Annotated in this window: 13 protein-coding genes and 1 tRNA gene; 13 read left to right on the top strand and 1 reads right to left on the bottom strand. The window is 42.2% G+C overall.

All coding sequences use genetic code 11. The annotated features are described in order from the left end of the window. Window positions 1-320 precede the first annotated feature (320 nt). From rapZ to BO219_RS12255, 4 genes are read left to right on the top strand one after another with little or no spacing between them, the layout of a single operon-like run. Window positions 321-1,211 (top strand): RNase adapter RapZ, encoded by an 891-nt coding sequence (rapZ, locus tag BO219_RS12270; protein ID WP_035019915.1) that lies wholly within the window; start codon window positions 321-323, stop codon window positions 1,209-1,211. Then, window positions 1,208-2,173, top strand: coding sequence for a gluconeogenesis factor YvcK family protein (locus tag BO219_RS12265; RefSeq protein WP_077429736.1), 966 nt, complete (start codon window positions 1,208-1,210; stop codon window positions 2,171-2,173). The genes rapZ and BO219_RS12265 overlap by 4 nt, the downstream gene beginning before the upstream one ends. Window positions 2,174-2,185: 12 nt before the next feature. After that, complete coding sequence (gene whiA / locus BO219_RS12260) at window positions 2,186-3,148, top strand: DNA-binding protein WhiA (RefSeq protein WP_035019916.1); 963 nt, start codon at window positions 2,186-2,188, stop codon at window positions 3,146-3,148. Between the two features lie 19 nt (window positions 3,149-3,167). Continuing rightward, a complete protein-coding gene (locus BO219_RS12255) occupies window positions 3,168-3,425 on the top strand; it encodes an HPr family phosphocarrier protein (protein WP_006320199.1) in 258 nt (85 codons plus the stop codon). Window positions 3,426-3,452: 27 nt separating this feature from the next. On the opposite strand, the gene clpP is transcribed toward BO219_RS12255, so the two are convergent. Then, window positions 3,453-4,043 (bottom strand): ATP-dependent Clp endopeptidase proteolytic subunit ClpP, encoded by a 591-nt coding sequence (gene clpP / locus BO219_RS12250; RefSeq protein ID WP_004892507.1) that lies wholly within the window; start codon window positions 4,041-4,043, stop codon window positions 3,453-3,455. A gap of 213 nt (window positions 4,044-4,256) precedes the next feature. Here clpP and BO219_RS12245 point away from each other — a divergent pair. The 9 genes from BO219_RS12245 to eno all read left to right on the top strand — a co-directional run bounded on the left by BO219_RS12245 (window position 4,257) and on the right by eno (window position 13,214). Beyond that, window positions 4,257-4,328 (top strand) — tRNA-Arg (locus BO219_RS12245). Window positions 4,329-4,554: 226 nt separating this feature from the next. Then, on the top strand, window positions 4,555-5,835 hold the full coding sequence (gene rpoN / locus BO219_RS12240; RefSeq protein WP_077429735.1) for an RNA polymerase factor sigma-54: 1,281 nt from the start codon (window positions 4,555-4,557) through the stop codon (window positions 5,833-5,835). 12 nt (window positions 5,836-5,847) lie between these two features. Further along, the gene (locus BO219_RS12235) at window positions 5,848-6,081 is read left to right on the top strand and encodes a glutaredoxin family protein (RefSeq protein WP_077429734.1); all 234 of its coding nucleotides are present in this window, start codon (window positions 5,848-5,850) and stop codon (window positions 6,079-6,081) included. A gap of 136 nt (window positions 6,082-6,217) precedes the next feature. After that, on the top strand, window positions 6,218-7,249 hold the full coding sequence (locus tag BO219_RS12230) for a sugar-binding transcriptional regulator (protein WP_012576014.1): 1,032 nt from the start codon (window positions 6,218-6,220) through the stop codon (window positions 7,247-7,249). A gap of 36 nt (window positions 7,250-7,285) precedes the next feature. Further along, window positions 7,286-8,293: a type I glyceraldehyde-3-phosphate dehydrogenase gene (gene gap / locus BO219_RS12225; protein WP_077429733.1), complete on the top strand. Its 1,008-nt coding sequence runs from the start codon at window positions 7,286-7,288 to the stop codon at window positions 8,291-8,293. 116 nt (window positions 8,294-8,409) lie between these two features. Further along, window positions 8,410-9,594 carry a phosphoglycerate kinase gene (locus tag BO219_RS12220; RefSeq protein ID WP_077429732.1) on the top strand — a complete coding sequence of 395 codons (1,185 nt, stop codon included), beginning with the start codon at window positions 8,410-8,412 and terminating at the stop codon, window positions 9,592-9,594. A 17-nt stretch (window positions 9,595-9,611) separates the two neighbouring features. Beyond that, window positions 9,612-10,367, top strand: a complete 756-nt coding sequence (gene tpiA / locus BO219_RS12215; protein ID WP_077429731.1) for a triose-phosphate isomerase — start codon at window positions 9,612-9,614, stop codon at window positions 10,365-10,367. Further along, the gene (gpmI, locus tag BO219_RS12210) at window positions 10,364-11,899 is read left to right on the top strand and encodes a 2,3-bisphosphoglycerate-independent phosphoglycerate mutase (RefSeq protein WP_077429730.1); all 1,536 of its coding nucleotides are present in this window, start codon (window positions 10,364-10,366) and stop codon (window positions 11,897-11,899) included. Before tpiA ends, gpmI begins: the two co-directional genes overlap by 4 nt. 19 nt (window positions 11,900-11,918) lie before the next feature. Next, window positions 11,919-13,214, top strand: coding sequence for a phosphopyruvate hydratase (gene eno / locus BO219_RS12205; RefSeq protein ID WP_077429729.1), 1,296 nt, complete (start codon window positions 11,919-11,921; stop codon window positions 13,212-13,214). Window positions 13,215-13,444 lie beyond the last annotated feature (230 nt).

Below are 13,444 nucleotides of genomic sequence, written 5' to 3'. Positions count from 1 at the left end.
TATAAAAATCTGATGATCATTTTATGTGAAAAAAGTCAAAAAGGGGCTGGGAGAAGATGATTCGCACGTACAAAGTCATGCTTCTGTCCGACAATAAGCAAAAGACGAGGACTATTGCGGAAGTACGAAAAGAATAAAGTTGAAACAGAGGGAGGTGAATACCGTTACAGAAAAACGGAAAACATCAAGAAACTTGACTTCGGAGCGTCAAAGAAACGAGAGTAGCTTCGGCAAAATCGGGCGCGATGAACAAGGAAGGAAACATAGACTTTTATAAGTTTCTTATAAAGTCTTGTAAGTTTTCTGTAACGGAGAGAAAGATGAGCACAGGTTCAGCACATGTTCATATGGTGATTATTACAGGGATGTCGGGAGCAGGAAAAACGGTAGCGATCCAAAGTTTTGAGGATTTAGGCTATTTTTGTGTCGATAATTTGCCACCGACGTTGTTACCAAAGTTTCTTGAATTAATTCGAGAGTCAGGAAATAAAATGAATAAAATTGCTCTCGTCATGGATTTGCGGAGTCGTGATTTTTTCGATCGTCTTTTTGCAGCGCTCGATGATTTGGCAGAAACATCGTGGGTCACGCCACAAATTTTATTTTTAGATGCAAACGATACGACACTTGTTAGCCGTTATAAAGAAACGCGGCGTTCTCATCCGCTTGCTCCAAGCGGATTACCACTTGAAGGAATTAAGTTGGAGCGCCAGTTGCTCGAGGAATTGAAAGGGCGCGCGCAAATGATTATCGACACATCCAACTTAAAACCGCGCGAACTGCGCGAAAAAATTGTTCAAACATTTGCGACACCAGCTACCACAACGTTTTCTGTCAATGTTGTTTCATTTGGCTTTAAATATGGGTTGCCGATTGATGCGGATCTCGTCTTTGATGTTCGTTTTTTACCGAATCCGCATTATATCGAGCATATGCGTCCGAAAACAGGACTAGATGAGGAAGTATCATCTTACGTTTTGAAATGGACGGAGACGCAAAAATTTATTGAAAAAGTAACGGATTTACTTTCGTTTATGCTTCCACATTATAAGCGAGAAGGAAAAAGTCAAGTCGTCATTGCCATTGGATGTACAGGTGGACAGCATCGTTCTGTAACGTTAGCGGAGTATATCGCACGTTATTTTGCTGACGAATATACAACGCATGTATCACATCGAGATATTGCAAAAAGAAAGGATACGCACCGATGAAAAAAATTGTTGTCATTGGCGGGGGCACAGGGCTTCCTGTTTTGCTTCGGGGGCTCAAACAATATGATGTCGATTTGACAGCGATCGTCACCGTTGCAGATGATGGCGGAAGCTCGGGGAGATTACGTGATGAACTGGATATGCCTCCGCCCGGAGATATTCGTAACGTACTTGCAGCTCTTTCTGATGTAGAGCCACTCATTATCGAATTGTTTCAACATCGATTTGAAAACGGGAACGGGTTATCCGGTCATTCGCTTGGCAATTTAATTTTAGCGGCGATGACGGCCATCACTGGCGATTTCGTGCATGCGGTTCGTGAAATGGGAAAAGTGTTAAATGTGCGTGGAAAAGTGTTGCCAGCCGCAAATGAAAGTGTTGTTTTGCATGCAGAAATGGAAGACGGGACGATCGTATCGGGTGAGTCAAAAATTCCGTATTCCGGAAAAAAAATTAAACGTGTATTTTTAACTCCATCAAATATTGAGCCGCTCGAAGAAACGATTACAGAATTACAAACGGCAGATTTAATTGTGATTGGACCCGGGAGTTTATATACGAGCATTTTACCGAATTTACTCGTTCCTAAAATTGGCGAAGAGGTATGTCAATCAAAGGCGAAAAAAGTATATATATGCAACGTCATGACTCAAGCAGGAGAAACGTTAAACTATACGGCGAGCGATCATGTAAAAGCGCTGTATGATCATATGGCTTGTGCATTTTTAGATGCTATCATTGTCAATAATGCGCCCATTTTGCCAGAAACGAAAGAGCGATATGCGAAAGAACTGGCTGCACCTGTCAGTTGTGATATGGAAGAATTAGAGAAGCTCGGTTTACAAGTCATTTGTGATGCGATTATTGATGAGCGAGATGGAACGGTGCGTCACGATACGAAAAAAATAGCGGCGTTGCTCGTTTCGCTTCTAGCACCTCCTTCGCACGACGTATATTTATAGGAGGTGGGATCGTTGTCATTTGCATCAGAAACAAAGAAAGAATTAACGGGTATTGACGTGAAACCTTGTTGTTTAAAAGCAGAGTTGTCTGCTTTAATTCGAATGAACGGTTCCATTTCATTTTCTAACCGCCGTTTGTTGCTAAACATTCAAACAGAAAATGCCGCAATCGCACGGCGCATTTATACGTTATTAAAAAAAGGGTATGATGTAGTAGTTGAGTTGCTTGTACGCAAAAAGATGCGTTTAAAGAAAAATAACGTATATATCGTACGGGTGGTGGAAGGAACGCACGAACTATTATCAGATTTAAAAATTATGGAAGAAGGATTTTCGTTTGTTCACGTCATTTCGCCAGAACTCGTGCAAAAAAAATGTTGTAAACGTTCGTATTTGCGTGGAGCGTTTTTAGCGGGTGGATCTGTTAATAACCCAGAAACATCGTCTTATCATTTAGAAATTTTTTCATTATATCGTGAACATAACGAATCGCTTTGTGAACTGATGAACACGAATTTTCATTTACATGCGCGCACGTTAGAAAGAAAAAAAGGGTTTATTACGTATTTAAAAGAAGCGGAGAAAATTGCAGAGTTTTTAAGCATTATCGGAGCACATCAAGCGCTATTGCGTTTTGAAGATGTGCGCATCGTGCGTGATATGCGTAACTCTGTCAATCGTCTTGTTAACTGTGAAACAGCGAACTTAAATAAAACGATTGGCGCAGCGCTACGGCAGGTGGAAAACATTCGTTATATTGACGAGACAATCGGGCTTGATCAGCTCCCCGAAAAGCTTCGCGAGATCGCAAAATTGCGCATTGAATACCAAGATGTGACGCTTAAAGAGCTTGGAGAAATGGTTTCTGGTGGGAAAATTAGCAAATCGGGTATTAATCATCGCCTGCGTAAATTAGATGAAATTGCTGAACGACTTCGTGCAGGTCAGCCGATCGATTTTCATAAATCTTTATGAACTATGGGAGGAATGCAAAATGGTAGAAAAGCAAGTGGAAGTACGGTTGAAAACAGGGTTGCAAGCGCGTCCAGCAGCGTTATTTGTTCAAGAAGCAAATCGTTTTTCAGCCGATATTTACATCGAAAAAGATGGAAAAAAAGTAAATGCAAAAAGCATTATGGGTTTAATGAGTTTAGCGATTCATACAGGGGCAGTTATCACCATTTATGCGAATGGATCAGATGAACAAGAAGCGTTAAACAAACTTGTTGAGTATGTACAAAAAGAAGCATAAAAACAAGGCGGGAAGGCCGCCTTGTTTTTATTTTTCATCGACGCGTGTTAATACGCGGTCAATTAAACCGTATTCTTTCGCTTTTTCAGCTGTCATAAAGTTGTCGCGATCGGTGTCGCGCTCAATGACTTCGATTGGTTGTCCTGTATTTTCGGATAAGATGCGGTTTAATTTGTCACGCAAGAATAAAATGCGTTTAGCTGCAATTTCGATTTCTGTTGCTTGGCCTTGTACGCCACCGAGCGGTTGATGAATCATGATCTCGCTATTTGGCAATGCAAAACGTTTTCCTTTGGCACCTGCTGCCAGCAAAAACGCCCCCATAGAAGCTGCCATACCGATACAAATCGTCGATACATCTGGTTTAATAAATTGCATCGTATCGTAAATCGCCATGCCTGCTGTAATCGACCCACCAGGGCTGTTAATGTAGAGAGAAATATCTTTTTCAGGGTCTTCAGCGGCTAAAAATAAAAGCTGAGAAACGATTGAGTTTGCGACATGATCATCGATTGGGCTCCCTAAAATGATGATGCGGTCTTTTAATAAGCGAGAGTAAATGTCATACGCACGTTCTCCACGGCTCGTTTGTTCAATAACTGTAGGAATTAAGTTCATACTCTTCCTCCTCCGAATAATTCATTTTTTATGTACTTTTATCATACAGGAAAGGTCAATAAAGGTCAAATGAAATACCTTTCATTCATATGTATTCGCTTTTGTTCTTCTGCATCCCTTCTTTCATCGTTTCCGCTTTTTTAAATTTTAAACGTCACCGCTATTGCATTTTTTTTGCTTATTCACTATAATGGTAAATGCGTTTATGATCATGCCCTCGTAGTGTAGTGGATAGCACGAGAGATTCCGGTTCTCTTAGCGTGGGTTCGAATCCTGCCGAGGGCGTTAATTAACCCCTGCTTGCTATGCAAGCGGGGGTTTTTGTATAAAAAAATAAAGTCCGGTGTGCCGCACCGGACGAATAGATGAATTTTGCGAGGCTTGCTCGCTTGTTCTATAAGAATGATAACATGCCTTCGATGCATATGCATAGTAGAAAAAACATCCAATATGTTTTTATCGTCTCTCCGTTAGAGAGATGATAAAATGAGGATGAAGGGAGATGGCATGAATGGAGATGCAATTAACGCAAAGGCAAGAGCTAAAAGTTGCGTTGACAAAAGAGCTTGTACAGGCGATTGAATTGTTGCAATATTCAACGATCGAACTACAATCGCTTTTACATGAACAAGCGCTTGAAAATCCATTTGTTGAGTTGCATGAACGAAAACGAACGGCTAATAAGCGACGAGAACGAACAGATCAGAAGCATTATATTGAAAATGTAAGCGCTTTTAATTGTTCGCTTGCTTCACATTTACATGGCCAACTCGTTGGTATGCGTGTATCGGACGAGGAAAGAAAAGCACTTGATTATTTAATTGCGTCACTTGATGAATATGGTTATTTGCATACAACAATTGCCGAGGCGGCTTGCCATCTTCAGTTAGAAGAAACGACTATATCGCGAGCACTTCATATGTTACGGTCACTTGATCCTGCTGGGGTAGGAGCGGAAAATTTGTCGCATTGTTTATATTTACAACTCATCCGTCTTCCACAAAGGGATGAGCTAGCAGAGACGATTGTGACGGAGTATTTCGAATCGTTTGTCCATAAAAAATGGAAAGAAATAAAATCGAAACTAGGTGTAGAGTTAGCGGACTTACAGCGGGTGTGGGAACTTATTCGTACGCTCCATCCACGCCCAGGAAGTTTGTATAACGATGAACAAATGACGTACATTGTCCCTGATGTCATCGTGTCATATAGTAATGGGGTGTGGAATGTAACGATAAATGAAGAAATTATTCCAACTGTTGTATGGAATGAATCGTATGAACGGAAAGTACGATCGGATGATCCACACGTTCAAAAATATATCGAGGAAAAACGTCAACAGTTTCAATGGATCCAACGTTGTTTAATGCAGCGAGCAACAACGATTGAGCAAATTGCCTGTGAGTTAATTCATCGACAACGTGATTATTTTGAAAAAGGCTTGCTCCATATGAAGCCACTTACGATGCGCGAAGTGGCAACAGCATTAAACATTCATGAATCGACCGTCAGTCGCGCGGTGAAAAATAAATATATGCAAACGCCTCATGGTTTAATTGACATGCGCCGCTTTTTTACAAGCGGTGTTGATGAACACGCATCGCAAGAAAAAGTAAAAGGTTTAATTGCGGAATTAATTAAGCAAGAAAATGGGCAAAAACCTCTTTCCGACCAAAACATTGCTGATTTACTCGAGCAACGATACAATATTTGTGTAGCGCGGCGGACGGTCGCGAAATATCGTGAACAGCTTTGTATTCCACCGGCTTCGAAACGAAAGCAATATGCATAAAGGGGACAAAACATGAAAATCGTGTTATATTCGAAAGAAAACTGCTGTCTTTGTGATGAAGCAAAAGACATTCTTCGCGAGTTACAAGTCGAATGGGAAGAAGTAGATATTTACAAAGATGAGCGATTACTTGAACGATACCATCTTATGATTCCTGTCATTGAAATGAACGGAGACATCATTGCGTACGGTCGCATTCACAAAGATGTCATAAGAAAGCGATTACAACAAATACAAAGCAGTTGAATAACGTTTCACTTCCTGTTACAATAAAGTTGTAGCAGGGGTGAATTTTTTTTACGTAAAGTGGGACATAATACGTCATAGTGGGACTTAAAACGTCCTGAAAAAGAAAAAGAGAGTAAAGAAGGAAGAAAAGAGCATGCGACAATGGATTGATGTTCAACGAAAATTGTTGCCTGATCTTCTCGCGATTATGCAAAAGCGATACGAAATTTTGCAGCACATTCGCTTAATGCAACCGATTGGACGCCGAACATTATCCTTAAACTTAGGCATTAGCGAGCGCGTCTTACGGTCGGAAGTGCAGTTTTTAAAAGAGCAAAATTTGCTTGATATTACAACTGCGGGCATGAGTGTTACATCGGAAGGAAACGATGTACTCATTCAACTTGAAGATATGATGCGAGAAGTACTCGGGTTAAAAGAGCTGGAAAGAAAAATAAAAAAGAAACTTCCTGTCAAAGATGTCATTGTCGTTGCCGGAGACAGTGACCAATCCCCTTGGGTGAAAAGAGAGATGGGAAGAGCTTGTGTCTCACGTATAAAACATTCACTAACAGGGAAAGACGTTGTAGCAGTAACTGGTGGAACAACCCTTGCTGCTGTTGCTGAAATGATGACACCAGACGTCAAATACCGAGATGTGTTATTTGTTCCAGCACGCGGTGGACTTGGAGAAGATGTAACGAACCAGGCGAACACGATTTGTGCGCGCATGGCGGAAAAAGCAATGGGACATTATCGTTTGTTACATGTCCCTGACCAGCTAAGTGCTGAAACGTATCAATCGATTATTGAAGAACCAGCTATTAAAGAAGTGCTTGAATTAATTAAGTCATCAACGGTCGTCATTCATGGTATAGGTGACGCAAAAACGATGGCAGAACGAAGAAAAACGCCACCAGAAGAAATGAAAAAAATTGAACACAACAAAGCGGTGGCAGAAGCATTTGGATACTACTTCAATCAACATGGAGAAGTGGTTCATAAAGTAAACACCGTTGGCATTCAGCTCGAAGATGTGCGCCACGTTCCTTGCGTCATTGCAGTGGCAGGAGGCGCTTCGAAAGCAAAAGCAATTCAAGCGTATATGAAACAGGCACATCAGTGCATCTTAATTACAGATGAAGGTGCAGCAAAACAGTTAGTACGGGATGATTCATCCCTCTAAAATATATCCTTATAATTCCAAAGGAGGACAAAAACGATGGCAGTAAAAATTGGTATTAACGGTTTTGGTCGTATCGGCCGTAACGTATTTCGCGCAGCATTAAAAAATCCTGAAATTGAAGTGGTTGCAGTTAACGACTTAACAGATGCAAAAACGTTAGCACATCTTTTAAAATATGACTCTGTTCACGGCACATTAGATGCAGAAGTGTTTGTAAACGGCAATAACATCGTTGTAAACGGAAAAGAAATTATCGTCAAAGCAGAGCGCGATCCAGCAAACTTAGGATGGGGCGAACTTGGTGTTGATATCGTTGTTGAATCAACAGGACGCTTCACAAAACGCGAAGACGCAGCGAAACATTTAGAAGCAGGCGCGAAGAAAGTCATCATTTCTGCACCAGCGACAAATGAAGACATTACAATCGTGATGGGCGTAAACCAAGACAAATACGACCCAGCAAACCATCATGTCATTTCAAACGCATCTTGTACAACAAACTGCTTAGCTCCATTTGCGAAAGTATTGCATGAAAAATTCGGTATCATTCGTGGTATGATGACGACTGTTCACGCGTATACAAACGACCAACAAATTCTTGATTTACCACATAAAGATTTACGTCGTGCGCGTGCAGCAGCTGAATCGATCATTCCAACATCAACAGGTGCGGCAAAAGCAGTAGCACTTGTATTGCCTGAATTAAAAGGAAAATTAAATGGTATGGCGATGCGTGTACCAACACCAAACGTGTCCGTTGTTGACCTTGTTGCTGAACTTGAAAAAGAAGTTACTGTTGAAGAAGTAAACGCAGCATTAAAAGCGGCGGCAGAAGGTGAATTAAAAGGCATTCTTGCTTACAGCGAAGAGCCATTAGTTTCTCGTGACTACAACGGCTCAACAGCTTCTTCAACAATCGATGCCCTTTCAACAATGGTTATGGAAGGTCGCATGGTGAAAGTTCTTTCTTGGTACGACAACGAAACAGGATATTCTCACCGCGTTGTTGACCTTGCTGCATACATTGCGTCAAAAGGTTTATAATTTTTTGGATTGTTTGCCCAAAACGGTTTATAATAAATAGTTGGACATACCGAGAAGGGGAGCGGGGATCATCCCCACTCCCTTTCTATGTATCACACGAATAAGGAGGCCTTTCCATGAACAAAAAAACCGTCCGTGACATTGATGTGAAAGGGAAACGTGTATTTTGCCGCGTCGATTTTAACGTGCCAATGCAAAACGGTGTCGTCACTGACGATACACGCATTCGCGCCGCGCTCCCAACGATCCAATATTTAATGGAACAAGGAGCGAAAGTCATTTTAGCGAGCCACCTTGGTCGTCCGAAAGGAAAAGTTGTTGAAGAGATGCGCTTAAATGCTGTGGCAGAACGTTTAAGTGAATTGCTTGGCAAGCGCGTCGTGAAAACAGATGAAGCGTATGGCGATGCAGCGAAAGCTGCGATTGCTGAAATGAATGAAGGCGATGTGTTATTGCTTGAAAACGTACGTTTCTATCCTGGTGAGGAGAAAAACGATCCAGAATTAGCGAAAGCATTCGCAGAACTTGCGGATGTATATGTCAACGATGCGTTTGGTGCGGCTCATCGTGCGCATGCATCGACAGAAGGTATTGCCCATCACTTGCCTGCGGTAGCTGGATTTTTGATGGAAAAAGAAATTGAAGTGTTAGGAAAGGCATTATCGAACCCAGACCGTCCGTTTACCGCAATCATCGGTGGTGCGAAAGTAAAAGATAAAATCGGTGTGATCGAAAACTTATTAGACAAAGTCGATAATTTAATTATCGGTGGCGGATTAGCTTACACATTTGTGAAAGCGCTCGGCCATGAAATCGGAAAATCGTTATTAGAAGAAGATAAAATCGACTTAGCGAAATCGTTCATGGAAAAAGCGAAAGAAAAAGGCGTCAACTTCTACATGCCTGTGGATGCAGTCGTAGCTGACGATTTTTCAAACGATGCGAATAAAAAAGTTGTTAACATCGATGAAATTCCAAGTGATTGGGAAGCACTTGACATCGGTCCGAAAACACGCGAATTGTATCGCGATGTGATTTTAAAATCAAAACTTGTTATTTGGAACGGTCCGATGGGTGTATTCGAAATGGACGCGTTTGCTGAAGGAACAAAAGCTGTTGCTCAAGCGCTTGCTGATGCGAAAGATACATACACGGTCATCGGTGGCGGCGATTCAGCGGCGGCAGTTGAAAAATTTGGACTTGCAAACAAAATGGATCACATTTCTACAGGTGGCGGTGCGTCGCTTGAATTTATGGAAGGTAAACAACTTCCAGGTGTCGTCGCTTTAAACGATAAGTAAGAAAGGAGCGAAAAGCGATGCGAAAGCCGATTATTGCAGGCAACTGGAAAATGCATAAGACGTTAAAAGAGGCGCTTCAGTTTGTGGAAGAAGTAAAACATGAGGTTCCTTCCAACGAGCAAGTGGATGCCGTTGTATGTGCACCGGCGCTATTTTTAGCCCATTTAGTTGAGGCGACAAAAGGAACAAATGTGAAAATTGGTGCACAAAATATGCATTTTGAAGATCAAGGCGCGTTCACAGGCGAAATTAGTCCTGTGGCGTTAAAAGATCTCGGTGTCGAGTATGTCATCATCGGACATTCCGAGCGCCGTGAAATGTTTGCTGAAACAGATGAAACAGTCAACAAAAAAGTGCTTGCGGCATTTAAGCACGGACTTGTGCCAATCGTTTGTTGCGGGGAGACATTAGAAGAGCGTGAAAGCAATCGCACAAATGAAGTCGTTCGTGTACAAGTTGAAAAAGCGCTTGAAGGCTTAACAGAAGAACAAGTAAAGCAAGTTGTCATTGCCTACGAACCAATTTGGGCGATCGGAACAGGGAAATCGTCCACAGCAGACGATGCGAACAACGTATGCGGCTACATTCGCCAAGTCATTGCGAACAAATTCTCACAAGAAGCGGCTGATGCGGTACGCATTCAATACGGTGGTAGCGTAAAACCGGAAAATATTGCTGCATTTTTAGCAGAGGAGCACATTGACGGTGCCCTCGTTGGCGGTGCGAGCTTACAACCACAATCGTTTTTACAACTCGTGGAGGCAGGAAAATGAGCAAAAAACCAGTAGCATTAATTATTTTAGATGGCTTTGCTCTTCGTGAAGAAACATTTGGCAACGCGGTTGCACAAGCGAAAAAACCAAATTTCGATCGTTATTGGAACGAATATCCACATGCGACATTAACGGCATGCGGTGAAGCGGTCGGTTTGCCAGAAGGACAAATGGGGAACTCGGAAGTCGGTCACCTAAACATCGGTGCTGGTCGCATTGTGTATCAAAGTTTAACGCGTGTGAATATCGCCATTCGCGAAGGTGAGTTTGAGCGCAACGAAACATTTTTAGCAGCGATGGATCATGTGAAAAAACACGGAACAAATTTGCACATTTTCGGTCTTCTTTCTGACGGTGGTGTGCATAGTCATATTAACCATTTATTCGCTTTACTCAAGCTCGCCGCAAAAGAAGGCGTCAAACATGTGTATATTCACGGCTTTTTAGACGGACGTGACGTCGGTCCACAAACAGCGAAAACGTACATTCAACAGTTAAATGAACAAATCGCACAAATTGGTGTCGGTGAAATCGCTACATTATCCGGTCGTTATTACTCCATGGACCGCGATAAACGTTGGGAGCGCGTAGAAAAAGCGTATCGTGCGATGGTGTACGGTGAAGGTCCATCATACCGTGATCCGCTTGCATGCGTTGATGATTCGTACGCCAACGGCATTTATGACGAATTCGTCTTGCCGTCTGTGATCGTCCGTGAAGACGGAACGCCAGTCGCAACGATTCAAGATAATGACGCGGTCATTTTCTACAATTTCCGTCCTGACCGTGCGATTCAAATTTCAAACACGTTTACAAACGATGACTTCCGTTCATTCGATCGTGGACCGAAACATCCGAAAAACTTGTTCTTCGTATGCTTAACGCACTTTAGTGAAACAGTAAAAGGGTACGTGGCATTTAAGCCAACGAACCTTGATAATACGCTCGGTGAAGTATTGTCACAAAACGGATTAAAACAGTTGCGCATTGCCGAAACAGAAAAATATCCGCACGTTACATTCTTTATGAGCGGCGGACGTGAAGAAAAGTTCCCTGGCGAAGAGCGCATTTTAATTGACTCGCCAAAAGTAGCCACATACGATTTAAAACCAGAAATGAGTGCATACGAAGTAACGGACGCTTTACTGAAAGAAATTGAAGCAGACAAATTCGATGCAATTATTTTAAACTACGCAAATCCTGATATGGTTGGTCATTCAGGAAAATTAGAGCCAACGATTAAAGCAGTCGAAGCGGTCGATGAATGTTTAGGAAAAGTCGTCGATGCGATTATCGCCAAAGGTGGTATTGCGATTATTACCGCAGACCACGGAAATGCGGACGAAGTATTAAATCCAGACGGCAGTCCGAATACGGCGCATACGACAAATCCGGTTCCGGTCATCGTAACGAAAAAAGGCATTACGCTTCGCCAAGATGGCATTTTAGGGGACTTAGCGCCAACGATGCTTGATTTGCTCGGATTACAACAACCGAAAGAAATGACAGGAAAAACGTTAATTCAAAAATAAACTAAAGGAGAGATGAACGATGCCAACAATCATTGACATTTATGCTCGTGAAGTATTAGACTCTCGCGGCAATCCGACAGTAGAGGTAGAAGTATACACAGAATCAGGTGCATTCGGACGTGCCCTTGTACCGAGTGGAGCGTCAACAGGTGAGTATGAAGCGGTTGAATTGCGTGATGGCGACAAAGGTCGCTACCTTGGTAAAGGTGTATTACAAGCAGTGAAAAACGTAAACGAAGTCATCGCGCCAGCATTAATTGGTAGCTACGATGTGACAGAGCAAGTTGCTATCGACCGTGCATTAATTGCGTTAGACGGTACAGAAAATAAAGGAAAATTAGGTGCAAACGCAATTTTAGGCGTTTCAATGGCTGTTGCACGCGCAGCTGCTGACTATTTAGGCGTTCCTCTATATCAATATTTAGGCGGATTTAATGCAAAAACGTTGCCTGTTCCAATGATGAACATTTTAAACGGCGGTGCGCATGCGGATAACAACGTCGATATCCAAGAATTTATGATTATGCCAGTTGGCGCACCGAACTTCCGTGAAGCGCTTCGCATGGGAGCAGAAATTTTCCATAGCTTAAAATCAGTATTAAAAGCAAAAGGTTACAACACAGCAGTTGGTGATGAAGGCGGATTCGCGCCAAACTTAAAATCAAACGAAGAAGCGCTTGAAACGATCATTGAAGCGATTGAAAAAGCTGGCTACAAACCAGGTACAGAAGTGATGCTTGCGATGGACGTGGCGTCTTCTGAGCTATATAACAAAGAAACAGGCAAATACCATTTAGAAGGCGAAGGCGTTGTGAAAACGTCTGAAGAGATGGTTGCTTGGTATGAGGAGCTTGTCAACAAATATCCGATCATTTCGATCGAAGACGGTTTAGACGAAAACGACTGGGCTGGTCATAAGTTATTAACAGAGCGCCTTGGCAAAAAAGTTCAACTTGTTGGTGACGACTTATTCGTAACAAATACGAAGAAACTTGCTGAGGGTATTGAAAAAGGTGTAGGTAACTCTATCCTTATTAAAGTGAACCAAATCGGTACATTAACAGAAACATTTGATGCCATTGAAATGGCAAAACGCGCTGGTTACACAGCAGTTATTTCTCACCGTTCTGGTGAAACAGAAGACAGCACAATCGCTGACATCGCTGTTGCGACAAACGCTGGTCAAATTAAAACAGGTGCACCTTCTCGTACAGACCGAGTGGCGAAATACAATCAATTGCTTCGCATCGAAGATCAACTTGGCGACACGGCGATTTACAACGGCATTAAATCGTTCTATAATCTGAAAAAATAATGCTTAAGCAAGGGAACCTAACCGAATCATTCGGTTAGGTTCTTTTTATTTCATTTGGAGAAAAAATTTGGGGTAACTCCTCAAATATATGATCACCCAATCACGATGACCAAAGGCGGAGTAACTTACTATTATCATGTCAACGGTCACGGTGATGTCACGGCATTAACCGATGCAAATGGTAATGTTGTGGCACAGTATCAGTATGATGCTTGGGGAAAAAGAAACGT

This window comes from Anoxybacillus kestanbolensis, assembly GCF_001996285.1.
GTDB classification, from domain to species: Bacteria; Bacillota; Bacilli; order Bacillales; family Anoxybacillaceae; genus Anoxybacillus; species Anoxybacillus kestanbolensis_A.
The sequence above is the reverse complement of the archived record's forward strand: the minus strand, read 5'-3'. Positions and strand labels throughout refer to the sequence as shown.

Bases quoted from the DNA above. Each gene is read 5' to 3' on its own strand.
- rapZ (WP_035019915.1), top strand. From the start codon at position 321: ATGAGCACAGGTTCAGCACATGTTCATATGGTGATTATTACAGGGATG.
- BO219_RS12235 (WP_077429734.1), top strand. From the start codon at position 5,848: ATGAAAATCGTGTTATATTCGAAAGAAAACTGCTGTCTTTGTGATGAA.
- BO219_RS12220 (WP_077429732.1), top strand. From the start codon at position 8,410: ATGAACAAAAAAACCGTCCGTGACATTGATGTGAAAGGGAAACGTGTA.
- BO219_RS12265 (WP_077429736.1), top strand. From the start codon at position 1,208: ATGAAAAAAATTGTTGTCATTGGCGGGGGCACAGGGCTTCCTGTTTTG.
- clpP (WP_004892507.1), bottom strand. From the start codon at position 4,043: ATGAACTTAATTCCTACAGTTATTGAACAAACGAGCCGTGGAGAACGT.
- gap (WP_077429733.1), top strand. From the start codon at position 7,286: ATGGCAGTAAAAATTGGTATTAACGGTTTTGGTCGTATCGGCCGTAAC.
- BO219_RS12230 (WP_012576014.1), top strand. From the start codon at position 6,218: ATGCGACAATGGATTGATGTTCAACGAAAATTGTTGCCTGATCTTCTC.
- tpiA (WP_077429731.1), top strand. From the start codon at position 9,612: ATGCGAAAGCCGATTATTGCAGGCAACTGGAAAATGCATAAGACGTTA.
- BO219_RS12255 (WP_006320199.1), top strand. From the start codon at position 3,168: ATGGTAGAAAAGCAAGTGGAAGTACGGTTGAAAACAGGGTTGCAAGCG.
- rpoN (WP_077429735.1), top strand. From the start codon at position 4,555: ATGGAGATGCAATTAACGCAAAGGCAAGAGCTAAAAGTTGCGTTGACA.
- gpmI (WP_077429730.1), top strand. From the start codon at position 10,364: ATGAGCAAAAAACCAGTAGCATTAATTATTTTAGATGGCTTTGCTCTT.
- eno (WP_077429729.1), top strand. From the start codon at position 11,919: ATGCCAACAATCATTGACATTTATGCTCGTGAAGTATTAGACTCTCGC.